This is a genomic window from Shinella zoogloeoides (assembly GCF_022682305.1).
In the GTDB taxonomy this organism is placed as follows: domain Bacteria; phylum Pseudomonadota; class Alphaproteobacteria; order Rhizobiales; family Rhizobiaceae; genus Shinella; species Shinella zoogloeoides_B.
Window position 1 is genome coordinate 3,883,056 of record NZ_CP093528.1, and the last position, 20,545, is coordinate 3,903,600.

General features: G+C 62.6%; 18 protein-coding genes, 1 tRNA gene and 4 pseudogenes. 15 read left to right on the forward strand and 8 right to left on the reverse strand.

What is annotated here, in order from left to right; all coding sequences use genetic code 11:
• Positions 1–6: 6 nt before the first annotated feature.
• On the reverse strand, positions 7–1,629 hold the full coding sequence (locus tag MOE34_RS19270; RefSeq protein WP_242218986.1) for an ABC-F family ATP-binding cassette domain-containing protein: 1,623 nt from the start codon (positions 1,627–1,629) through the stop codon (positions 7–9).
• Between the two features lie 190 nt (positions 1,630–1,819).
• Between MOE34_RS19270 and MOE34_RS19275 the strand changes: the two genes are divergently transcribed.
• Together MOE34_RS19275 and MOE34_RS19280 are read left to right on the forward strand one after the other, a co-directional pair.
• Entirely contained in the window at positions 1,820–2,470 is a 651-nt protein-coding gene (locus tag MOE34_RS19275) for a hypothetical protein (protein ID WP_242218988.1), read from the forward strand.
• The gene (locus MOE34_RS19280; protein ID WP_242218989.1) at positions 2,467–2,655 is read left to right on the forward strand and encodes a hypothetical protein; all 189 of its coding nucleotides are present in this window, start codon (positions 2,467–2,469) and stop codon (positions 2,653–2,655) included. The genes MOE34_RS19275 and MOE34_RS19280 overlap by 4 nt, the downstream gene beginning before the upstream one ends.
• Before the next feature lie 46 nt (positions 2,656–2,701).
• Here the strand turns inward: MOE34_RS19280 and istB are convergent, their stop codons facing one another.
• From istB to MOE34_RS19295, 3 genes and pseudogenes are all read right to left on the reverse strand, one after another.
• On the reverse strand, positions 2,702–3,460 hold the full coding sequence (gene istB, locus MOE34_RS19285) for an IS21-like element helper ATPase IstB (protein ID WP_242218626.1): 759 nt from the start codon (positions 3,458–3,460) through the stop codon (positions 2,702–2,704).
• Positions 3,457–4,952 (reverse strand): annotated as a pseudogene (istA, locus tag MOE34_RS19290) (IS21 family transposase). The gene istB and the pseudogene istA overlap by 4 nt, the downstream one beginning before the upstream one ends.
• A 122-nt stretch (positions 4,953–5,074) precedes the next feature.
• Positions 5,075–5,665 (reverse strand): annotated as a pseudogene (locus MOE34_RS19295) (site-specific integrase); the annotation flags it as partial.
• Positions 5,666–5,828: 163 nt separating this feature from the next.
• Here MOE34_RS19295 and MOE34_RS19300 point away from each other — a divergent pair.
• Positions 5,829–7,055, forward strand: a complete 1,227-nt coding sequence (locus MOE34_RS19300; RefSeq protein WP_242218990.1) for a PD-(D/E)XK nuclease family protein — start codon at positions 5,829–5,831, stop codon at positions 7,053–7,055.
• A gap of 205 nt (positions 7,056–7,260) precedes the next feature.
• On the opposite strand, the gene MOE34_RS19305 is transcribed toward MOE34_RS19300, so the two are convergent.
• The 3 genes from MOE34_RS19305 to MOE34_RS19315 form a co-directional block, all read right to left on the reverse strand.
• Positions 7,261–8,094, reverse strand: coding sequence for a DUF3037 domain-containing protein (locus MOE34_RS19305; RefSeq protein WP_242218991.1), 834 nt, complete (start codon positions 8,092–8,094; stop codon positions 7,261–7,263).
• A complete protein-coding gene (locus MOE34_RS19310; RefSeq protein WP_242218992.1) occupies positions 8,091–8,828 on the reverse strand; it encodes a HipA family kinase in 738 nt (245 codons plus the stop codon). Before MOE34_RS19310 ends, MOE34_RS19305 begins: the two co-directional genes overlap by 4 nt.
• A gap of 168 nt (positions 8,829–8,996) precedes the next feature.
• A tRNA-Ser gene (locus tag MOE34_RS19315) sits at positions 8,997–9,086 on the reverse strand.
• Positions 9,087–9,415: 329 nt separating this feature from the next.
• Here MOE34_RS19315 and rplU point away from each other — a divergent pair.
• The 4 genes and pseudogenes from rplU to MOE34_RS19335 form a co-directional block, all read left to right on the forward strand.
• Positions 9,416–9,727 (forward strand): annotated as a pseudogene (gene rplU / locus MOE34_RS19320) (50S ribosomal protein L21); the annotation flags it as partial.
• A gap of 88 nt (positions 9,728–9,815) precedes the next feature.
• Positions 9,816–10,085 (forward strand): 50S ribosomal protein L27, encoded by a 270-nt coding sequence (rpmA, locus tag MOE34_RS19325; protein ID WP_242218993.1) that lies wholly within the window; start codon positions 9,816–9,818, stop codon positions 10,083–10,085.
• 128 nt (positions 10,086–10,213) lie between these two features.
• A complete protein-coding gene (locus MOE34_RS19330; RefSeq protein WP_242218994.1) occupies positions 10,214–10,846 on the forward strand; it encodes a GNAT family N-acetyltransferase in 633 nt (210 codons plus the stop codon).
• A pseudogene (locus MOE34_RS19335) lies at positions 10,843–11,432 on the forward strand (GNAT family N-acetyltransferase). Before MOE34_RS19330 ends, MOE34_RS19335 begins: the two are co-directional and overlap by 4 nt.
• Positions 11,433–11,469: 37 nt before the next feature.
• On the opposite strand, the gene MOE34_RS19340 reads toward MOE34_RS19335, so the two are convergent.
• On the reverse strand, positions 11,470–12,330 hold the full coding sequence (locus MOE34_RS19340; protein ID WP_242218996.1) for an endonuclease/exonuclease/phosphatase family protein: 861 nt from the start codon (positions 12,328–12,330) through the stop codon (positions 11,470–11,472).
• 85 nt (positions 12,331–12,415) lie between these two features.
• On the opposite strand from MOE34_RS19340, the gene obgE reads away from it, so the two are divergent.
• The 8 genes from obgE (at position 12,416) to MOE34_RS19380 (ending at position 20,529) form a co-directional block, all read left to right on the forward strand.
• A complete protein-coding gene (gene obgE / locus MOE34_RS19345; RefSeq protein WP_242218998.1) occupies positions 12,416–13,426 on the forward strand; it encodes a GTPase ObgE in 1,011 nt (336 codons plus the stop codon).
• 1 nt (position 13,427) lies between these two features.
• Entirely contained in the window at positions 13,428–14,594 is a 1,167-nt protein-coding gene (gene proB / locus MOE34_RS19350; RefSeq protein ID WP_242219000.1) for a glutamate 5-kinase, read from the forward strand.
• Positions 14,587–15,864 (forward strand): glutamate-5-semialdehyde dehydrogenase, encoded by a 1,278-nt coding sequence (locus MOE34_RS19355; RefSeq protein WP_242219002.1) that lies wholly within the window; start codon positions 14,587–14,589, stop codon positions 15,862–15,864. Before proB ends, MOE34_RS19355 begins: the two co-directional genes overlap by 8 nt.
• Positions 15,865–15,901: 37 nt before the next feature.
• Entirely contained in the window at positions 15,902–16,519 is a 618-nt protein-coding gene (locus tag MOE34_RS19360) for a nicotinate-nucleotide adenylyltransferase (RefSeq protein ID WP_242224138.1), read from the forward strand.
• A 45-nt stretch (positions 16,520–16,564) separates the two neighbouring features.
• Positions 16,565–17,023, forward strand: a complete 459-nt coding sequence (gene rsfS, locus MOE34_RS19365) for a ribosome silencing factor (RefSeq protein WP_242219004.1) — start codon at positions 16,565–16,567, stop codon at positions 17,021–17,023.
• 137 nt (positions 17,024–17,160) lie between these two features.
• Positions 17,161–17,643 carry a 23S rRNA (pseudouridine(1915)-N(3))-methyltransferase RlmH gene (rlmH, locus tag MOE34_RS19370; RefSeq protein WP_242219006.1) on the forward strand — a complete coding sequence of 161 codons (483 nt, stop codon included), beginning with the start codon at positions 17,161–17,163 and terminating at the stop codon, positions 17,641–17,643.
• A gap of 143 nt (positions 17,644–17,786) precedes the next feature.
• A complete protein-coding gene (locus tag MOE34_RS19375; RefSeq protein ID WP_242219008.1) occupies positions 17,787–19,217 on the forward strand; it encodes a murein hydrolase activator EnvC family protein in 1,431 nt (476 codons plus the stop codon).
• Positions 19,207–20,529 carry a S41 family peptidase gene (locus MOE34_RS19380; protein ID WP_242219010.1) on the forward strand — a complete coding sequence of 441 codons (1,323 nt, stop codon included), beginning with the start codon at positions 19,207–19,209 and terminating at the stop codon, positions 20,527–20,529. Before MOE34_RS19375 ends, MOE34_RS19380 begins: the two co-directional genes overlap by 11 nt.
• Positions 20,530–20,545 lie beyond the last annotated feature (16 nt).

Here is a 20,545-nt window from a genome sequence, read left to right on the forward strand (position 1 = left end):
CTGCAATCAGTTGGCGAGACCTGGCGCCTCGTGGCCGCTCTGGGCGACATATTCCGTGTATCCACCCGGATATTGATGCACGTCGTCGCCGTTGAGTTCCAGCACGCGGTTCGACAGGGCGCCGAGGAAATGGCGGTCGTGCGAGACGAAGAGCATGGTGCCCTCGTAGTCGGCGAGCGCCTTGATCAGCATTTCCTTGGTATCAAGGTCGAGATGGTTCGTCGGCTCGTCGAGGATCAGGAAGTTCGGCGGATCGAACAGCATGGCGGCCATGACGAGCCGCGCCTTCTCGCCACCCGAGAGCACCCGGCATTTCTTCTCGACGTCGTCGCCCGAAAAGCCGAAGCAGCCGGCAAGCGTGCGCAGCGGCCCCTGCCCGGCGCGCGGAAACTCCTGCTCCAGCCATTCGAAGACCGTCAGGTCCCCGTCGAGCAGATCCATCGCATGCTGTGCGAAATAGCCGACCTTGACGCTCGCCCCGATCGTCACGCTGCCCGTATCCGGATTGGCTGTGCCGGCGATGAGCTTGAGGAGCGTGGATTTGCCCGCGCCGTTGACGCCCATCACGCACCAGCGCTCCCGGCGGCGGATCAGGAAGCTGAAATCCTTGTAGATCGTGCGGCTGCCATAGGCCTTGTCGACATTCTTGAGGTTGACGACATCTTCGCCCGAGCGCGGCGCCGGCTGGAATTCGAACATGACCGTCTGGCGCCGGCGCGGCGGCTCGACGCGCTCGATCTTGTCGAGCTTCTTCACCCGGCTCTGCACCTGCGCGGCATGGGAGGCGCGCGCCTTGAAGCGCTCGATGAACTTGATCTCCTTGGCGAGCATCGCCTGCTGGCGCTCGAACTGCGCCTGCTGCTGTTTCTCGTTCTGCGCGCGCTGCTGCTCGTAGAAGCCGTAGTCGCCGGAGAAGGTGGTGAGCGAGCCGGCGTCGATCTCGATGATCTTGTTGACGATGCGGTTCATGAACTCGCGGTCGTGCGAGGTCATCAGCAGCGCGCCGTCATAGCCCTTCAGGAACTGCTCCAGCCAGATCAGGCTTTCGATGTCGAGATGGTTGCTCGGTTCGTCGAGCAGCATGACGTCGGGCCGCATCAGCAGGATGCGGGCCAGCGCCACGCGCATCTTCCAGCCGCCCGAGAGCTTGCCGACATCGCCGTCCATCATCTCCTGGCTGAAGCTGAGGCCGGCCAGGACCTCGCGCGCCCGGCTCTCCAGCCCGTAGCCGTCGAGTTCCTCGTAGCGCGCCTGCACCTCGCCGTAGCGCTCGATGATGGCATCCATCTCGTCGAGCCTGTCGGGATCGACCATCGCCGCCTCGAGCTCGCGCAGCTCCGCCGCGACCGAACTCACCGGGCCGGCCCCGTCCATCACCTCGGTGACGGCGCTGCAGCCCTCCATCTCGCCGACATCCTGGCTGAAATAGCCGATGGAGACGTTCTTCTCGACGGAGACCTGCCCCTCGTCGGGCTGCTCCTGCCCGGTGATCATGCGGAAGAGCGTCGTCTTGCCGGCGCCGTTCGGCCCCACGAGGCCGATCTTCTCGCCGCGGTTCAATGCGGCGGAGGCCTCGATATAGAGGATGCGGTGGCTGTTGGACTTGCTGATATTCTCGATGCGGATCATGGAAGGGCGGCCTCGTCGTGTTGCGCGCCCTATGCCATGGCGCGGCCGGTCCGTCCATGCGCAAGGCCCGCCGGACCGCCTCAAATCGCCTATCCGAAGCGGAAATGACAAGCATCATGGCAGGAAGGCTTCGAGCCAGCTTCCGATGCTACGTGCGCAAACAACGGGAAATCCGATTTAAGGGGCAGGCATGAGAAGCCGCATTCTGGCGCACAGGGGCTACTGGCTGGAGCCGGGGGAGAAGAACAGTCTCACCGCCTTCCGCCGCGCCTTCGAAGGAGGCTTCGGCATCGAGACCGACATTCGCGATCTCGACGGCGAACTGGTGATTTCCCACGACCCGCCCGCGAGCCGGAACGCCCCCATGCCGTTTTCGGCGTTTCTCGACCTCTATCGCTCGATGAAGGCGGACGGCTGGCTGGCGCTCAACATCAAGGCGGACGGCCTTGCGCAGGCGGTCGCCGCGCAGCTTGCCGAATGCGGCGTCGCCAATGCCTTCGTCTTCGATATGTCCGTGCCGGACATGCGGGGCTACCTGAAGATCGGCGCCACGACCTTCACGCGCCGGAGCGACGTGGAGGCCGCGCCTTCCTACTACGCGTCCAGCCAGGGCGTATGGCTCGATTGCTTCGAAATTCCCCACAGCCCCGGCGAATGGATCCGGCAGACGCTTGCCGACGACAAGCGCGCCGCCCTCGTCTCGCCGGAACTGCACGGGCGCAGCCACGAGGCCGCATGGGCGGAGTGGCGCGCGACGGTGAACATGGCCGAGGACGACCGCGTGATGCTCTGCACGGACATTCCCGAAGCCGCTTTGAACTATTTCCGGGGTACGACATGATCAAGGCCGTTCTTTTCGACATGGATGGCGTGCTGATCGACGCCAAGGACTGGCACTACGAGGCCTTGAACCGCGCGCTCGATCTCTTCGGCATGGCCTGTCAACGGCGGAGTAAAAACCGGCCACGGGGCGGAGCAAAAGTCGGCCACCTTGGCGCGGGGCCTGAGACCGCCGGGAGGGCGTAGCCCGAGCGGGGGTCTCGGGCGCGCGCGGCGATTTTCAGAGAAGGCGTCAGCCGGCCTTTCGGGCGCGGCTTTGGGCGAGACGGTAGCTGTCGCCGTTCATCTCGAGGATGTTGACGTGGTGGGTGATGCGATCGAGCAGGGCGCCGGTCAGACGCTCGGACCCCAGGGTTTCCGTCCATTCGTCGAAAGGCAGATTGCTGGTGATCATGGTCGCACCGCGCTCGTAACGCTGGGAGATCAACTCGAACAACAATTCCGCGCCGGTCTTGGACAGCGGCACGAAGCCCAGCTCATCGATGATCAGCAGCTTGTAGGCTGCCATCTGCTTTTGGAAACGGAGCAGACGCCGCTCGTCACGCGCCTCCATCATCTCACTGACCAGGGCGGCGGCCGTGGTGAAGCCGACGGACAGCCCCTTCTGGCAGGCCGCCAGTCCGAGGCCGAGTGCGACATGCGTCTTGCCCGTGCCGCTGGGGCCGAGAGCGATCACGTTCTCGCGGCGGTCGATCCACTCGCAACGTGCCAGCTCCAGCACTTGCATCTTGTTCAGCTTGGGGATGGCTGTGAAGTCGAAGCTGTCGAGGCTTTTGACGACAGGGAATTTGGCCGCCTTGATCCGGCGTTCGACCTTGCGGCGATCGCGTTCGATCATCTCCCGTTCGGCAAGCCGGAACAGGTAGTCGATGTGGTCGACGCCCTCGGTGGCGCATAACCGGGCCAGCTTCTGATACTCGCGCTGGAAGGTCGGCAGCTTCAGGGTCTTGAGATAGTGGGCAAGCAGTATCTCGGGTGCTTCGGTGCTCATGCCGCTTCTCCCGCATCAGACGACAAAAGCCGCATGTAGGCTTTCGCCGAGGTCTTCTCGACCGTCGCCCTCGGCAGGTAGGGATAGATCGCCAGGTCCAGTCGAGGTGGCCGTCGCTCGACCCGGCACAGGATCAGATGCTTGACCGCATCGAATCCGATTGCGCCGAGCTGGATTGCCTGCTTCACCGCCGCATGCAGGTCGGCGAGCTCGAAGCTCTCCAGCAGGCGCAGAACCTGAACGTATTCCCGCCGACCATGCTTGGCCATGCGGCCTTCCATCAGCCGGCGCAGCGTAGCGAACTCTTCCGGCAGGTCCCAGCCTTGCAGAGGGGCGGCCTGATCCAGGGAATTGATCTTCTGCTCGATCAGCGGCAGGTAGTGGATAGGGTCGAAGACGACGTCTTCCCGATCCCAGCACCGCGGATGGCGAGCAATGATCTCGCCACGGCAGCCGATCACCACCTCGTCGACATAGCCCCGCACCCAGACGTCCTGATGACCGTAGGCGACCGGCACGGAATAGTCGTTGGTCTTGTATCGCACCAGGGACTGGGCCGTTACGCTGGTGCTGGCCTGATCGCAGGCATCGAAGGGTGATGTCGGCAATGGACGCATGGCCGCCAGATCCCGCTGCAGGCGCTCGCCGATCGTCTCGCTCTCGCCGCGCAGCCTGTCGCGCTGGCGTTTGCGGCACTGCTCCTCCAGAAAGGCGTTGAACGCATCCCATGTCGCAAACTGCGGGATCGGCACCATGAAGTTGCGCCGGGCGTAGCCCACAAGGCCCTCGACATTCCCTTTGTCATTGCCCTTTCCCGGCCGCCCATAGCGATCCCGGATCAGGTAGTGGGACAGAAGCCGCTGAACAACACCGCCCGCTTGCGTGTACCGTCGGGCAGGATCTTTGCGACCAGGCAACGGTCGTTGTCGTAGACGATCGACTGCGGCACGCCCCCGAAGAAGGCAAATCCATGGATGTGACCGTCCACCCAGGCCTCGGCCACCGCCGCCGGATAGGCCCGAACATAGCAGCCATCACTATGCGGAAGATCCAGCACGAAGAAGCGGGCCTTCTGTTCCACACCGCCGATCACCACCATCGCCTCGCCGAAATCGGCCTGCGCGTGGCCCGGCGGATGGGCAAGTGGCACGAACACTTCCTGCCGGCGCTGATCCCGCTCGCGCATGTAGTCCTTGATGATCGTGTAGCCGCCGGTGAACCCGCACTCGTCGCGCAGGCGGTCAAATACCCGCCTGGCCGTATGCCGCTGCTTGCGCGGCACCTTCAGGTCCTCGTCGAGCCAATGCTCGATCGTCGAAACAAACGCATCCAGCTTCGGACGCCGGATCGGTGATCGCCGCTGGTAACCGGGTGGCGTCGAATACGACACCATCTTCGCCACGCTGTCGCGCGATATGTTGAAATGCTTCGCCGCCTGACGCTGCGTCATCCCTTCCGAAACAGCCAGACGAACCTTCAGATATAGTTCCACGGTGTAGATCCCCTGTCCCTCCTGCGATCATTGCAGAAGGAAGATAGGTGGCCGGATTTTACTCCGCCCGCAGCAGCATTATGCCGCCGCTACCGTGGCCGACTTTTGCACCGCCGCTCTCACCCGGTCTCGATCGCCAGGATGAGCAACGTCCGGAGATATGGAATCTTGCCACCATCGCAACCATCGAGAAGGCGCTGCTCCTCGTCACCGGTCAGGCGTCGGCTACGCTCGTTCCGAATGACCGGACGGCGCACGAGCTTCACGACGTTCCTGGCGAGCGGCATGCCCCAATCGCGGATAGCGACCTCGATGACGTGGCTGAGGATAGCAAGCTCGCGAACGGCGGTAGATGGAGCTACCGACTGCAGGCGCTCGTCGCGGAACGACGCGATGTCCTGCTGGCTCAGGCCGATCAATGTCCGGTAGGCGAGATCATGACGCTGGAGAACGTCGATCCGCTGGATCTCTTGGACGGATCCGCGCTTCATGGGTGACACCTCACGCTGATAGCGTTCGAGGAGTTGCCCAAGCGTCGTGCTTTCAAGGATCTTCGTGTCCGGCGCAGCACCGAACTTGTCAACTTGAGCTTCCAGATCGCGCGCCCACTTATCGGCCTCCTGCTTTGTGTCGAAGGATTTGCAGCGAGACTTCATGCCGCGCCGACGCACCTGCGCCTGCCAGCGTCCTCTGAGCTTCCGGATCGTTGCCATGTGGCCTCCAATGATTATTGAAGATCACGCGTAGGATGCCCTTGAAGGGGAGCCAAGGACTATCCCGGCAGCGGGCCGCGCGAATATGCTTGGCCGGAGTGGCGAATCGCAGCAAGAATCACAGCTACCAACGCGTCTCGCCCATTCTGGAGAAGATGGATATTTGAGCTCAACACCGTCTGAAATGGAAGCTAAGCTGGAACGCCTTCTTGTTGAGGGCGACGATTTCCACACGCTCGAAAAGGAATTCGAGCAGTTCTGTCCTTTCGAAGCTTTGGGGATGGTTCGGTCAGAAGTCCGTCACGGAAACTTCCTCGCATACCTTTTGGACCCGAAGCGTCCTCATGGCTTTCACAGCGAGATCCTCCGAGCTTTCCTCTTAGCACTGTCTCGAACCACCTCACCGACAAGCGGGAGTTTTCGCTTAAGACCCCTCGACGTTCACCTGATGGACATCCAGCAGGCTGAGGTCCGACGCGAATGGCGAAACATCGATCTGCTCATTGTCATGCCCTCCGAGAAAATCGTAATTCCCATTGAGTTGAAGATCGACTCAACGCAAGGCGTCGATCAGCTTCAACGATACCGACACATCGTTGAAAGCGAGTGGCTTCTTGATCATGGATGGAAGCACCTGAATGTGTTCCTCACGAAACATGACGAAGCACCACTGGACGCCGATCAATGGCATCCCCTCAGGATGAGTGACCTGGTCAACGAACTTGAGCCGATAGCGAAGACCAACGGCTCGAGCGTCGCGAGCGAGAGCTTGCGCGCATATCTTAGGATGCTGAGGAGGCACCACTTGGAAGACAAACGCCTTGAAGAAATCGCGAGCAAGCTATGGTCGAGGCATAAAGAAGCGCTTGAATTTCTTGCTGACCGAAGGCCCGACGCGGTTGGCAATCTGTTCGATGCTCTGAAAGATCGCAGGGGCGAATTGGCGAAAGCCCTCAGCGAAGTCGGCCCCCAAGTCGTTCTAGACGCGGATTACAAGACCATTGTCCGCTTCGCTTTTGCAAAGTGGGATGATCTTCCAGGATTTAAGCAGGCAACTTGGACAGAGTCGAAGCGGTTTGTCCTATTGGAGCTGAAGCGCGAGGGTCCCAAGATCAACGCCTACCTCTATCTCGGTCCCGGCGAGGAGGATGCTCGGGCAGCATACGCTTCCTTGTTAGACAAGAAGAGACTGCACCGGCCCAACACACGCGTGGGGCGTGACTGGATGTGTCTGGCTAAGTCGGAGATGCTCAGCAGTCAGATCGATGAAGAAACAGATATGGAGACTGCCATTGAGATCGTGACGAAATCCCTTCAGCTTTTCGCTCGAAAGGTCTTCGATCATTTTGATCCGGTTCTCGCCTCGCTTACCACGTCGTCCAAGAACTGACCCGGGCGCGGGCGCACCTGGGCATGCCAGCATCCTCTGAGCTTCCGGATCGTTGCCATGTGACCTCCAATCGATGTTGAAGATCACGCATAGGATGCCCCTAGAGGGGAGCCAAGGATTATCCCGGCACTGATCTTGGACTTCTTATCGTGGGCGGGATATGTTGGTCAGCAGCCAGAAGCGAAGAGAGATACCCAACAGCGAGCTATTGCTCCATCGCGCTGATTAGCTCATTCTCATTTCCCGCATCTACCACCTTGATATCGTTCGCACGGAATAAATCCACCGCCTCCAGGAAAGCCTGCTTACGCTTTAGGGAGTCTTTCGGCCCCTCAACTGCAACAACAACGTCGGGTGGGAGCTTGTCCTTCAAGCGGTTGATGGTGAACAGCCATTTGTTACCATGGTCGAGAATACGCGTCGGTTCATCCTGCCCGAGATAGATCGGCTTCAAGACTTTGAGGGGCTTGTCCTGGACAATTTCCACGAACGGGAATTTTGCCGAGTATAGTCCGTCCGAAAAAGCCATTGGCTTAAAATTGCGGCCAATATCGCGCAGCTTTAGAATTCCACGAACCTGCTTTTCGAGTAACCCTTCACGATAAACCGAGCTAGCGAAATTCCGCCTGACATAATAGTCAAAGAGTTCATCTAACTTGCTCTTGGGGTTATCCGTCATAGCAAAGCGAACTTCGCTGAAGCGGATGATCCCTTCGCGGTCCTTAGTCAAAGCATGAAAAAGATGTTCTGCGTTGTCGCTCAGCTCGAACTCGAACCGACGCTGCCCACTGCCCGTATGGCCAGCTAGATCTCTGATCCGCTTCAGTTCTGTGTAGTAGCTTTTGAGGACGCCACGAATAGTCGCCCCCTCGACACTGTCGAAGAAGCTCGTCAGCCTCCCCAGACGCCTTGTCTCAAGCCTGAAGTCCAAATAGCTCGCGCGCGGGGCAACGAGCACGATACCGATGTTGGCGAATTCTTCCGTTTCGACATGTGGTTGGAAACGGATTATCGCATAGCTCACAGCATGCTTTTTCATGTTCGTTCCCAAAACGCCGGCACTCTATGTCGCCTCAGTGTGTTTTCGACACGATCGAGCGACAAGTTGATATCGACCGTGCGGGCGTCGTCTACATAGTGCCACCGTTCTGGGATGTCACCAAGGATCTGGGGTAAGTCCGTCAAGGCCTTCTCAAACCTTGTATTATAATGACCCTGCAGAGTCGGTTGGTCGCAAATCTCAGACAGGGAACTACGGAAAATATGGCTTTCAAGCTGTGAATGAAGAGTTACCCCTTCGTCGAAGGCCAGATTATGATCGATGACAACCAGCCGGCGAGCCGTTTCCGACCAGAGGAGATTGGGATTTCCTCCAGCATCAGTTAGCGTCCGGTCGCCGTTTTGGATCCACCAATCGAATGCAGCGATATCACGCTTAAGCTCTTCCGGAGCTTGCTGAACGTTAACGAACGATACTTCATTGGCGTTCTCAACATTTTCTGAGCCGAACAGAAGTCCGTATCCCAGGTCTCGCAACACCCCATCTCGGCCTGCCTCATATAGTTCTCGCGGCACCGCAACGACGCAGAAACGCGGAATGGGCAAACCCAGTTGTCGTGCTAGCTGACCGGCCACCCACTCTTTCACGAGCGAATCGTAACCAGCTCCCCTGCCTTTAACAAAGTAGAGTTTGCCATCCGAGCCTCGACAAATATAGGGCTCCGTAACCCCCTGCTCGGAGCGTCTCAGCACTTCGTCGATTTCGATCGGCATCGGTCCTCACGCACGCGATATAACAGCACGCTTTTAGAGCACACCGTAAATCGAAGTCCAAGAGCGAGGTCGTGCCGAGAGTGTGGCCCTACCACGAGGAACCTATCGTTGGCAGGTCTGTCAGATACCGCAGTTATGCGGTCAAACGCCGGAAACCCAGGCCCAGGGTGGCGGAGAGGGTGGGATTCGAACCCACGATACCCTTGCAGGTATGCCGCATTTCGAGTGCGGTGCATTCGACCACTCTGCCACCTCTCCGGATGTCGGTCGGCGCCTTCAGCGCGGGCGGTACATAGCGGGTGTCGGGTGGGGTTGCAAGGGGGTAGAATGCATCTAATTGCAACGGTGACGGAAATCTCCTTGACAGTTTTCATCAGCTCACCTATTGCGCAAGGTGCAGCGGCATAGGTCTGACCTGTGCCGCGACGATGGTTCTTTGTGCCGTACTTCCTCGCTTCACGGGGATCATGCCGGCAGGAACCGACTAAACCGGCGGGGCGCCAATGCCTCTCCATTCGTAGCGACTGACAAAAAGACGGCCGTGCCCTCAAGGGCAAAGAGCCGGCACGAACATGAAAGGATATAAAATGTTCGCAGTCATCAAGACCGGCGGTAAGCAGTACCGCGTGGCCGCCAACGACGTCCTGACGGTTGAAAAGCTGTCCGGCGAAGCTGGTGCGAAGATCGAATTCACCGAAGTGCTGATGGTCGGCGTCGGCGCCGATGCCACGATCGGTGCGCCCTTCGTCGAAGGCGCCGTCGTGACCGCCGAAGTCGTCGAGCATGGCCGTGGCAAGAAGGTCATCGCCTTCAAGAAGCGCCGCCGCCAGAACTCAAAGCGCTCGCGCGGCCATCGCCAGCACAACACGACTGTCCGTATCGTCGAGATCGCGGCAGCCGGCGGCAAGGCAAAGAAGGCTTCCAAGAAGTCTGAAGCCGAAGCCGTTGCAGCAGCCGAATAATCCGGACAGGTAAAGGAGAACTCCCATGGCACACAAAAAAGCTGGCGGTTCCTCGCGCAACGGTCGCGATTCCCAGTCCAAGCGCCTCGGCGTGAAGAAGTTCGGCGGCGAAGCCGTCCTCGCAGGCAACATTATCGTTCGCCAGCGCGGCACGCAGTGGCATCCCGGCGCCAATGTCGGCATCGGCAAGGATCACACGATCTTCGCCCTTACGGCTGGCAATGTGAATTTCCGTACGAAGGCCAACGGTCGCGTTTACGTGTCTGTAGCCACGAAAGCGGAAGCAGCGGAATAAGCCGGTAGCGCTCTAAAACAGCCGGCGTCTCATCGACCCGGCTGACGCTACAGGTTTCGGACCTGCAGGAAAAAAGGGAGATGAGGCAAGTCCTTATCTCCCTTTTTTACGTTCTGGAGGAACGAGCCATGCAGACCGAATTGTTGCGGGAAGACCAATCGAGGTCTCCCAAGGAAAGGCTGAGGCCCGAGCGGCCAAGGACCGATTGCCCGATCTTGCTGTCGCCGAGGCTCGTCATGAGAGCCCCGCACGAAGACGACATCGACGCCCTTGCCCATCTTGCCAACAACGCCAACATCGCCAACATGGTCGCCCGCATGCCGCACCCGTACACGGTTGCGGATGCCGCCGATTTCGTGCGACGCACACGCGCCGGCACGATTGGCAAATGCGTCTATGCCATTACGAAAGCCGACAACGGCGCCTTCCTCGGTTGCTGCGGGATCGAACCGCACGAGGACGGACGGACGGTCGAGCTGGGCTACTGGCTGGGCGAACCCTATTGGAACGACGGCTATGCCACCGAGGCGGCCCACGCGCTGATCGACATGGTCTTCCGCACCCGCGATGTCGAGCAGATCGATGCGCGCTGCCGGGTCATGAACATTCCCTCGCGCCGGGTCATCCAGAAGTGCGGCTTCCAGTTCCAGGCGACCGGCATGGTGCAAAGCCTTGCCGTCGGCGGCATGGTGCCCGTCGAATGGTACAGGCTCGACCGCAAGACCTGGGTTTCGCTGAAGAGCTGGGGAGGCATGCGATGAACGCCATGCAGACCCAGAGGGAACGTGAGCGCGTTACTGGCCCGGGCCCCTGCCCGACCATCCGGACGGCACGCCTCACCCTGCGTCCGCACCGCATGTCCGATGCGGATGCCATCGCCCAGTCGCTCGGCGATTTCGAGGTCGCGCGCATGCTGGCGCGGGCCCCCGCCCCTATGACCGGCAGGATGCGGCCGAATGGCTCGCTATTGCCACCACCGATCTCAACGAGGGCTGGGCCTTCGCCATCACCACCGGCGACGACGTGCATATCGGCTGCGTTTCCTTTGAGTGGCTCGGCGGGGAATGGCATCTCGGCTACTGGCTGAACCGCTTCTACTGGCGGCGCGGCTATATGAGCGAGGCGGTGCATGCGGTAACGGCGCGGTTCATGACGCGCATACCCGGAACGGACATCCATTCCGGCATCTTCGCCGACAATCCCGCTTCGCTGCGGGTCCAGGAGAAGGCGGGCTTCCGCATCACCGGATGCAGCGACCTCTACTGCGTCGCCCGGGGCTCGATGGTCCCGCATATCGAGACACGGTTGGAGCCGGGCGACTTCCGCCCAGCAATGCCGAGGCAATAAAAAGGAGCGGGGCGGAGCGATCCGCCCCGCTTTCATGTCAGGACAATTCGAACCAGACCGGCATATGGTCGGAGCCGAAGGCGGTCTCGTCGACCCAGGCATCCTTCAGGCGCTCCACGAGGCCATGGCTGAGGAAGCAATAGTCGAGAAACATGCGGTCGGCATGGTCCGTGGGGTTGATCCAGCTGAAGCTTCCGGCATGACGCTTGCCGAGGCCGGCCAGCGCATCCACCGGGTTGGTGGCGCGGATCTGCCGTCCGTAAAGGGGGTCGACGCCGCCCGCCATCTCGCAATATTCCGGCGATTCCGGCACCATGTTGAAGTCGCCCATCAGCACGTAGTCGTCGGGCGCCGGCGGCTCGGCAAGGCCAAATTCATGCGCGCCGGAAATGGCCCCGCCCTCGTCGCCGTAGAGCCTGGCGCGGTCCTTGAGGTAGCGGATCTGCGCGATGCGCTCGTCGCGGTGGACATGGTCGAGATGCACGGAATAGACGCGGATCGGCCCGCCGGGCGTCGCGATGACCGCTTCGGTCGCGCCGCGCTGCAGGTTCAGCTTGTCGAGGGTGCGCGTGCGCGGCAGGAGGATCGTGCGGGTCGAGAGGATCGGCCAGCGTGAGAAGATCATGTTGCCGAACTGGAAGCGGCGGTTGACCACCCGGCCCTTCTCGATCGCCGAGCCGGCATCGAGATCGCAGGCCGGGCCGAAGACGGAATAGTGGTTGGCGAGCAGCGTGCGCAACTCGGCGACCATGTCGACATGGCCGTTGCGGTGGAAGTTCCGCGTCACTTCCTGCAGGGCGATGATATCGGCGCCGTGAATGCTGGAGGCGATGCGCGGCAGGTCGAAACGATCATCGAGACCGATGCCGTACTGGACGTTGTAGCTGACGAATTTCACGATAGTCTTTGACCTCTGCGGGAAGCGGCTATATCGAAGACGGCAAAATGACCATGACGATCAAAGTAAAGCAAACGGCGAGCCAATGAAGTTCCTGGACGAAGCAAAAGTCTATATCCGCTCCGGCGACGGCGGGGCAGGGGCTGTCTCGTTCCGCCGCGAAAAATTCGTGGAATTCGGCGGCCCAGACGGCGGTGACGGCGGGCGCGGCGGCGACGTGTGGGTGGAGGCCGTCAACGGCCTCAACACGCTGATCGATTTCCGCTACCAGCAGCATTTCAAGGCCTCCATCGGCACGCACGGCATGGGCCGCAACCGCACCGGCGCGAACGGCGCCAGCGTGACGCTGAAGGTGCCGGTCGGCACGCAGATCTTCGAGGAAGACAACGAGACGCTGATCATCGACCTCGTGACCGAGGGACAGCGCTTCAAGCTGGCGGCCGGCGGCAATGGCGGCTTCGGCAACGCGCATTTCAAGTCGGCCACCAACCAGGCGCCGACCTGGGCCAATCCCGGCCTTGCGGGCGAGGAGAAGACCATCTGGCTTCGCCTGAAGCTGATCGCCGATGCAGGCCTCGTCGGCCTGCCGAATGCCGGCAAGTCGACTTTCCTTGCGACCTGCACGCGCGCGCGTCCGAAGATCGCCAACTATCCGTTCACGACGCTGCACCCGAACCTCGGCGTCGCGACCATCGACGGCGCGGAATTCATCCTTGCGGACATTCCGGGCCTCATCGAGGGCGCGCACGACGGTATCGGCCTCGGCGACCGTTTCCTCGGCCATGTCGAGCGCACGCGCGTTCTGCTGCATCTCGTCTCCGCGCAGGAGGAAGATGTCGCGAAAGCCTACAAGACGGTGAAGCGCGAGCTGGAAGCCTATGGCGGCGGCATCACCGACAAGCCGGAGATCGTCGCGCTGTCGCAGATCGACGTGCTCGACGAGGATGAGCTGAAGAAGAAATCCAAGGCGCTGGCGAAGGCCTGCGGGCAGACGCCGCTGCAGCTTTCTGCGGTCGCCAATGTCGGCATGGTCGGCACGCTGCGCGCGGTGCGCGACATCATCGTTCAAGCGAAGAATTCCGGATCCGACGACTGAGATGACGAAGAACCGCAAACCGCTCGGAAAATACCGCCGGATTGTGATCAAGATCGGCTCGGCACTGCTCGTCGACCGGGCGAGCGGCTTGAAGAAGGCTTGGCTCGACGCCATGTGCCGGGATATCGCGGCGCTCCGGGCCGGCGGCACGGACGTTCTCGTCGTCTCCTCGGGCGCCATCGCGCTCGGCCGCTCGGTGCTGAAGGTGCCGGCAGGCGCGCTCAAGCTGGAGGAAAGCCAGGCGGCGGCGGCCGTCGGCCAGATCGCGCTTGCCCGCGCCTGGTCGGAAAGCCTTTCGGCTGACGGCATCGTCGCCGGCCAGATCCTGCTGACGCTGGGCGACACGGAAGAGCGCCGCCGTTATCTCAACGCCCGCGCGACGATCAACCAGCTCCTGAAGCTCGGCGCCGTGCCGATCATCAACGAGAACGACACGGTCGCCACGACGGAAATCCGCTACGGCGACAACGACCGGCTCGCTGCCCGCGTCGCCACGATGACGGGGGCGGACCTGCTCGTGCTGCTCTCGGATATCGACGGACTCTATACGGCCCCGCCACATCTCGACCCGCAAGCACGCTTCCTTGAGACCATCGACGCCATCACGCCCGAGATCGAGGCGATGGCGGGCGGTGCGGCCTCGGAACTGTCGCGCGGCGGCATGCGCACCAAGATCGACGCCGGCAAGATCGCGACGGGCGCTGGCTGCGCCATGATCATCGCCTCGGGCAAGGTCGACCATCCGCTGCGCGCCATCGAAGAGGGTGCGCGCTCCTCCTGGTTCGCCCCCTCGGGTTCGCCCGTTACCGCGCGAAAAACCTGGATTGCCGGGCAGTTGCAGCCGGCCGGACGGCTGGAGATCGATGCGGGCGCGGAAACGGCGCTTTCGGCCGGCAAGAGCCTGCTGCCCGCTGGCGTGCGCGGCGTCTGGGGTTCGTTCTCGCGCGGTGACACGGTTTCGATCTACGGCACGAACGGGCGCGAGATTGCGCGCGGCCTTGCCGGCTACGATGCCGACGAGGCGCGGCTGATCGTTGGCAAGAAATCGGCGGAGATCGCCGCCATTCTCGGTTATGCCGGTCGCGCCGCGATGGTACACAGGGACGATCTCGTGGTGACCGGGCTGCCTGTCGTCACCGAGGCGGGGAGGGATTTGAGCCATGCTTGACCAGGTGAAGACCGACATCGACAGCCTGATGGCCGAAATCGGCCGCAACGCCCGCGCCGCCGCCCGCCCACTTGCCATCGCCACCGCCGATCAGAAGAACCGCGCCCTTGAAGCCATGGCTGCGGAAATCCTCGCGCATCGCGAGGCGATCCTTGCCGCCAATGCCATCGACCTTGCCAATGCGAAGGAGAGCGGCGTCGCAGCCTCCTTCATCGACCGGCTGACGCTGACGGCCGAGCGCATCGAAGGCATTGCCGGCGCGATCCGCGATATCGCCGCGCTCAAGGACCCTGTCGGCGACGTCATCGCCGAATGGGATCGGCCGAACGGCCTTCATATCGAGCGCGTTCGCACGCCGCTCGGCGTCATCGGCGTCATCTACGAGAGCCGGCCGAACGTGACGGCGGATGCCGGCGCGCTGTGCCTGAAGGCCGGCAATGCCGTGATCCTGCGCGGCGGCTCGGACAGCGTGAATTCATCGCAGGCGATCCATTCCTGCCTGGTCGCCGGCCTGAAGGCAGCCGGCCTTCCAGAGCATGCGATCCAGTATGTGCCGGTGACGGACCGCGCCGCGGTCGGCGCCATGCTGTCCGGCCTTGGCGGCGCCATCGACGTCATCGTGCCGCGCGGCGGCAAGAGCCTCGTCGCCCGCGTGCAGAGCGAGGCGCGCGTGCCGGTCTTCGCGCATCTCGAAGGCCTCTGCCATATCTACGTCGACAAGTCCGCCGATCTCGACATGGCGAAGTCGATCGTCGTCAACGCCAAGATGCGCCGTACGGGCGTCTGCGGCTCGATGGAGACGCTACTGATCGACCGCGCCATCGCCGACACCCATCTCGCGCCGCTGGTCGAAGGCCTTGTCGCCGCCGGCTGCGAAGTGCGCGCGACGGACGAAATCCGCGCCCGCATCCCAAACCTCGTTGCCGCGACGGAAGCGGACTGGTCGACGGAATATCTCGACGCCATTCTCTCGATCTCGCTGGTCGACGGCATTTCCGGCGCCATCGAGCACATCAACCGCTGGTCCTCGGCCCATACGGAAGCCGTGGTCGCCGAGGATCCCGCCGTCGTCGAGCGCTTCTTCACGGAAATCGACTCGGCGATCCTCCTGCACAATGCCTCCACCCAGTTCGCCGATGGTGGCGAATTCGGCATGGGCGGCGAGATCGGCATCGCCACCGGCAAGATGCATGCGCGCGGCCCCGTCGGGGTCGAGCAGCTCACCTCCTTCAAATACCGGGTGCGCGGCACCGGACAGGTGCGGCCCTGACGTGACGGCGCAGGCGGTGGCAGAGCGCTATCTGAGGATGCCGCATGTCGAAAAGGGCATGAAGGTCGGCCTGTTCGGCGGCTCCTTCAATCCGCCGCATCAGGGCCACGCGCTCGTCGCGGAAATCGCGCTGCGCCGCCTCGGCCTCGACCAGCTCTGGTGGATGGTGACCCCGGGCAATCCCCTGAAGGATCACCGTCAGCTCGCCCCGCTCGCCGAGCGTATCCGCCTCAGCGAAGAGATTGTGCCCGGTCCGCGCGTGAAGGTGACGGCCTTCGAGAAGCGGCTCGGCCAGAGCTATACGGCGAAGACGCTGGAGCGCGTGCAGGACCTCAATCGCGGCGTCCACTTCATCTGGATCATGGGCGCGGACAATCTCGGCACCTTCCACCGCTGGCAGAACTGGCAGAAGATCGCCTGCACCTTCCCCATCGCCGTCATCGACCGGCCCGGCTCGACGCTCGCCTATCTCTCCTCGCGCATGGCGAAAACCTTCGACTATGCGCGCGTTGATGAGGAGGATGCGATGTCGCTGGCGGGCCGCCGTGCGCCGGCCTGGACCTTCATTCACGGGCCCCGCTCGCCGCTTAGCTCCACTGCGCTGCGCGACCAGATGAGCTCTAGAGAAAACCATCCCTCAGAAGTGACGTCTTGAAACTGATGGCCATCAGTGCCTACATTTAGTAGGTGCCGGCGCGGTTTGCCGGTACAGACGTGCTGTTTCGTTATTCGGAAAGGAACGAACCTGACAACAGTGCACGCAAAGGGAAACGTCGTCGGCGTTTTCTCCAGGAGCGCGGGAAGGGGCGATGATGCCGCCGACCGGGCCCTTCAACTGGTCCTCACCAGCCTCGAGGACTCCAAGGCGGAAGATATCGTCACCATCAACATTGCCGGCAAATCGGCGCTGGGCGACTACATGGTGGTCGTGTCCGGACGCTCGAACCGTCATGTCACGGCGATCGCCGATCACCTCATCACCGATCTGAAGGACGAAGGCCTGGGCAATGCCCGCGTCGAGGGCCTTGAGGCGGGCGACTGGGTGCTGATCGACACGGGCGATATCATCATCCACGTGTTCCGGCCGGAAATCCGGGAGTTCTACAACATCGAACGGATGTGGGCGGCTCCCGAGATCGAAGACGGTACGGTACACTAGCAATTCCAGCAAAAGTGCGCAGCGGTTTTGCGTCCGGAATTGCGATAGAGAGACCTAATTCAGACGCCGGGCGCCTGTCCGGCGAGGAACAACGGTGGCGCGGCTGAGCGCCGCCCGAACGGACAGGGCTTTGGGCGATGCGGGTGGGACTTTTTTCGGTGGGACGGCTGAAGGCCGGCCCTGAGAAGGAACTTGCGGCCCGCTATATCGACCGTTTCGCGAAGGCCGGTCCCGCCATCGGCCTCGAGCTCGGCAAGCTTGCCGAAGTCGGCGAAAGCCGGGCCGGCAATGCCGACACGCGCAAGCGTGAGGAAGCGGCGATGCTGGAAAAGGCGCTGCCCGACGGCGCCGTTCTGATCCTGCTCGACGAGCGCGGCAAATCGCTCGACTCCCCCGCTTTTGCCGATCTTCTCGGCGGTTTTCGCGATGCGGGAAAACGCGAGCTGATGATCGCCATCGGCGGCGCCGACGGGCTGGACCCCGCCCTCTACGAGCGCGCCAACGCCACGCTCTGCCTCGGCAAGATGACCTGGCCGCACCAGCTCGTGCGCATCCTGCTCGCCGAGCAGCTCTATCGTGCCGTCACCATTCTTTCCGGCCACCCCTATCACCGCACCTGAAAACGGGCGTGGATCGCGGGGAGAAACACGCCACCACCGCGCAAGCCCTGACGTTCATGATGGCCAGGCCGTATTTTCGGCGCTGTTTCTTGGCGAAATCGGCAAATCAGCATAGAGCGGGCATAACGGACATTCGGGGAGCGATGAGGAAGATCGGCACAGCCAATTCCGGCAAGGGTGTCAGCCGCCTGCTGCGGCCGGCATTGCTGTTTGCCGTCCTGCTGCCGGCGCTCATGTGCCAGCCTCTCCGTGCCGAACCGCAGGAAGCCGCCGCCGCACTGGAAAAGACCGGCGCATTGCCCAAAGCCGAGCCGGACCCCGCCGCCGCCCTTGCGCTGCGCCGCGACAGCACGCGACGCGAACTGGAAACGCTCTCCCAGTCCATCACCGTTTCCGACGAGAAGACAAAGCAGCTCGAGGCCGAGATCGCCACGCTGGAGAAGTCGCGGCAGAACCTTCGCGAGGAGATCGTCAAGTCGGCCGCGCTGCGCAAGGAGATGGAAGGCAAAATCCTGGCGGGCGAGAAGCGGCTGGAAGGCATGCGCGAGGAGGAGGCGGGCGTACGCGCCTCGCTGCACGAGCGCCGCGGACTTCTTGCCGAAGTGCTGGCTGCGCTCCAGCGCATGGGCCGCAATCCGCCGCCGGCCCTTCTGGTGACGCCGGACGATGCGCTCGCCTCGGTGCGCAGCGCCATCCTGCTCGGCGCGGTCGTGCCGGGCATCCGCAAGGAGACCGACGCGCTCATCGACGACCTCTCCGCCCTCATGGACATCAAGAGCGACATCGACCGCGAGCGCACCGAGCTGACCGACGCCATGCAGGTGCGCATCGAGGCGGAAAAGCGCGTCGAGCTTCTGGTCGCCGAGAACGAGGCGCTGACGCAGACGAACAGCCGCACGCTCGCAGCCGAGCGCCGCCGCGCCGAGGAACTCGCCGCACGCGCCACCAGCCTCGAAGGCCTGATCGGCAGCCTGGAGCAGGAGATCGGCTCCGTGCGCGACGCCGCCGCGCTCGCCCGCACCAGGGAAGAGGAGCGGCGCAACCAGAGCGATGCGGAGCGGGAGAAGGCAAGGGCCATCGCCCGCGAGACGATGCCCGACAAAAACCGCATTGCTCCGGCATATGAATTCCAGGAGCTGCAGGCAAAACTCGATTTTCCCGTGGCGGGCGACGTCCTGCGCCAGTTTGGCGAGGCGGACGGCACCGGCCATGATTCGCAGGGGCTGACGCTGGCCGCCAATCCGGGCGCGCTGGTGACGGCACCTGCGGACGGTTGGATCGTCTTCGCCGGAACGTTCCGCAGCTATGGGCGCATGATCATCCTGAACGCCGGCGAGGGCTACCATCTGGTGCTGGCCGGCATGGACAAGGTGAATGTGCGCGAAGGGCAGTTCGTCGTGGCGGGAGAACCGCTTGCCACGATGGGCGAGAAAAGGGTCGCGAGTGTCAACGCCTTGACGCTGGAAACAGACAAGCCGACACTCTACATTGAATTCCGAAAGAACGGAAAACCGGTTGATTCCCGGCCGTGGTGGTCCGCAAGAAATCCTGGAAAGGCACGCAATGATTCGTAGGGCTTCACTTGTTATTGTCGGTGCACTCATGGGTGCCACGGCCATGAGCGTCATCAACACGGTCACGCTGCCTGCCGAAGCCGCCGGCTCGTCGACCTATCGCGAGCTTTCCATCTTCGGCGACGTCTTCGAGCGCGTGCGCGCCCAGTACGTCACTCCGCCGAAGGAAGACCAGCTCATCGAGAACGCCATTAACGGCATGCTCACCTCGCTCGATCCGCATTCGTCCTACATGAATGCGAAGGACGCCGAGGACATGCGCACCCAGACGCGCGGCGAATTCGGCGGCCTCGGCATCGAGGTCACGATGGAAGACGAACTCGTCAAGGTCATCACCCCGATCGACGATACCCCGGCCGCCCGCGCGGGCGTTCTTGCCGGCGACTTCATCGCGAAGATCGACGGCGTGGACGTACGCGGTCTGAAGCTGGAGGAAGCGGTCGAGAAGATGCGCGGCGCCGTCAACACGCCGATCAAGCTGACGCTGATCCGCAAGGGCGCCGACAAGCCGATCGAACTGACCGTCGTGCGCGACATCATCGCCGTGAAGGCGGTCAAGTCGCGCGTGGAGGGCGATGTCGGCTACCTGCGCGTCATCTCCTTCACCGACAAGACCTATGACGACCTGGAAGCCGCCATCAACAAGATCAAGGAAGAGGTTCCGGCCGACAAGCTGAAGGGCTACGTGCTGGACCTGCGCCTCAATCCGGGCGGCCTGCTCGACCAGGCGATCAACGTCTCCGACGCCTTCCTGGAGCGCGGCGAGGTTGTCTCGACCCGCGGCCGCGACGAGGAGGACACCCGCCGCTTCAACGCGACGCCGGGCGACATCACCGACGGCAAGCCGGTCATCGTCATGGTCAATGGCGGCTCTGCCTCGGCATCGGAAATCGTCGCCGGCGCACTTCAGGACCTGCGCCGCGCCACCGTGCTCGGCACGCGTTCCTTCGGCAAGGGTTCCGTGCAGACCATCATTCCGATGGGCGACGCCGGCGCGCTGCGCCTGACGACGGCGCTCTACTACACGCCGTCGGGCAAATCGATCCAGGGCACCGGCATCACGCCGGACATCACGGTCGAGCAGCCGCTGCCGCCCGAGCTTCAGGGCAAGGTCGAGAATGCCAGCGAATCCAGCCTGCGCGGCCATATCCAGGGCCAGAGCGAGACGGACGCCGGTTCGGGTTCTTCGGCCTACGTGCCGCCGGAAGCCAAGGACGACAAGCAGCTCCAGTATGCGCTGGAACTGCTGCGCGGCCAGAAGACCGACCCGGCCTTCCCGGCCAATCCGGAAAAGGCCGAGCTGAAGCAGTAATCCGCCTTCACGAGGC

Bases quoted from the DNA above. Each gene is read 5' to 3' on its own strand.
- rlmH (WP_242219006.1), top strand. From the start codon at position 17,161: ATGCGGGTGGGACTTTTTTCGGTGGGACGGCTGAAGGCCGGCCCTGAG.
- MOE34_RS19330 (WP_242218994.1), top strand. From the start codon at position 10,214: ATGCAGACCGAATTGTTGCGGGAAGACCAATCGAGGTCTCCCAAGGAA.
- rpmA (WP_242218993.1), top strand. From the start codon at position 9,816: ATGGCACACAAAAAAGCTGGCGGTTCCTCGCGCAACGGTCGCGATTCC.
- MOE34_RS19380 (WP_242219010.1), top strand. From the start codon at position 19,207: ATGATTCGTAGGGCTTCACTTGTTATTGTCGGTGCACTCATGGGTGCC.
- proB (WP_242219000.1), top strand. From the start codon at position 13,428: ATGACGAAGAACCGCAAACCGCTCGGAAAATACCGCCGGATTGTGATC.
- MOE34_RS19270 (WP_242218986.1), bottom strand. From the start codon at position 1,629: ATGATCCGCATCGAGAATATCAGCAAGTCCAACAGCCACCGCATCCTC.
- istB (WP_242218626.1), bottom strand. From the start codon at position 3,460: ATGAGCACCGAAGCACCCGAGATACTGCTTGCCCACTATCTCAAGACC.
- MOE34_RS19355 (WP_242219002.1), top strand. From the start codon at position 14,587: ATGCTTGACCAGGTGAAGACCGACATCGACAGCCTGATGGCCGAAATC.
- MOE34_RS19275 (WP_242218988.1), top strand. From the start codon at position 1,820: ATGAGAAGCCGCATTCTGGCGCACAGGGGCTACTGGCTGGAGCCGGGG.
- MOE34_RS19305 (WP_242218991.1), bottom strand. From the start codon at position 8,094: ATGAAAAAGCATGCTGTGAGCTATGCGATAATCCGTTTCCAACCACAT.
- obgE (WP_242218998.1), top strand. From the start codon at position 12,416: ATGAAGTTCCTGGACGAAGCAAAAGTCTATATCCGCTCCGGCGACGGC.
- MOE34_RS19310 (WP_242218992.1), bottom strand. From the start codon at position 8,828: ATGCCGATCGAAATCGACGAAGTGCTGAGACGCTCCGAGCAGGGGGTT.
- MOE34_RS19280 (WP_242218989.1), top strand. From the start codon at position 2,467: ATGATCAAGGCCGTTCTTTTCGACATGGATGGCGTGCTGATCGACGCC.
- MOE34_RS19360 (WP_242224138.1), top strand. From the start codon at position 15,902: ATGCCGCATGTCGAAAAGGGCATGAAGGTCGGCCTGTTCGGCGGCTCC.
- MOE34_RS19375 (WP_242219008.1), top strand. From the start codon at position 17,787: ATGAGGAAGATCGGCACAGCCAATTCCGGCAAGGGTGTCAGCCGCCTG.